At 44.7% G+C, this 1,154-nt stretch carries 2 protein-coding genes; both read right to left on the bottom strand.

Annotation, left to right across the window (positions count from 1 at the left end; translation table 11 throughout):
* Positions 1-124 precede the first annotated feature (124 nt).
* A complete protein-coding gene (locus KUO17_RS26205; RefSeq protein WP_217978450.1) occupies positions 125-742 on the bottom strand; it encodes an Imm43 family immunity protein in 618 nt (205 codons plus the stop codon).
* A 19-nt stretch (positions 743-761) separates the two neighbouring features.
* Positions 762-1,154, bottom strand: a 393-nt coding sequence (locus tag KUO17_RS26210) for an AHH domain-containing protein (protein WP_217978451.1), incomplete at its 5' end; no start/stop codon positions are given.

The raw sequence follows: 1,154 nt of genomic DNA on the forward strand, positions 1-1,154 counted from the left end.
CTTGAACAGTCGCCGGCCCAAGGGGTCGTAGGCAAACTCCACCGCCAGCCGCGCATCCTTGAATGCACCGGGTGATCAAACAGATCCCTGCGCTACTATCTTCGAAGTTAACAACGAAGCATGCTTAAATCGCACGAATACCCGACCAGAGAACAGTATCCAGCGGCGTATAATTAATACCTTTAAAGTCCTTAGCCAATTCTTTAAATCGTTCAGAGCAAATCAAACTGCTACTTCCTGAAATCATCCCGCCATACTTAAAAAGATCAAGATCCAACTTAGCAGGAAGCACCAACTTTTTAATCCGAAAAGGCCGACCGTTTTCTTTCTCCATAAACGTAGAGGAAGGATCGCTATCCTTCCTAGCATTTAGCTCATTAAAAAAAACCGCATTATATCTATTTTTTGAAATTTGCTTGCCAGATTGAGAAACCACTTGAATTTTTGCACAATCCACAATTTCCACATTCAGCGCTTGGCACACCGCCAAAAACGGATCACTTACAATATAAAAAAAATCTGAAGCACCCCGAATATCAAAATCATAATATTCGTCCTTGCAAATAAGCACTCCTCCCTCCGGAAATAGGCGCCCACTCTCCCCCCACGCTCGCTTATACCATGGAAATTGCCCATACCTCACCGCCTCAGCGTCAGTGTAAAATTTGTCATAAAGTGCCGCATCCAACATACCTAGCTGGCAACCCGGCCCTTCTTTCTGAGAGAGCACATAATAATTCACACACACCTCGACCATTTAGCTATCTAACTCTTCTTTGCTTATTCCCAGAAGCAGACAGGCCAAGCCTTAAGCGGCCCTGCATCGCGGATATTTTAGCCCGCGCACCAGCCTCATCAATTTCTTCGTTAATAAATTCTTTCTCAATGTTCACCACCATCCTTTTAACGATGGGACTGTATACTTTCCCATGCGGCCCACAATGATAAAAAACGCGCTTCATTTTCTTCGCACCTTCTGCACTATCTGGCATTAGCAAACCATTTTCTTTTTTATCCATATCCTCAGACATGCCAATCCGAATAAAAAATTCGTCGTGATCCCTCCACACCTTCTGCGGAATCAAATGATGCGCCTGCATCTCATCCTTAGGCGTCCCCCCCAATGCATCATCTAGCTTCTTGCTACATAACCC

The sequence above is a fragment of the Pseudomonas aegrilactucae genome (assembly GCF_019168305.1).
Classification (GTDB): Bacteria; Pseudomonadota; Gammaproteobacteria; order Pseudomonadales; family Pseudomonadaceae; genus Aquipseudomonas; species Aquipseudomonas aegrilactucae.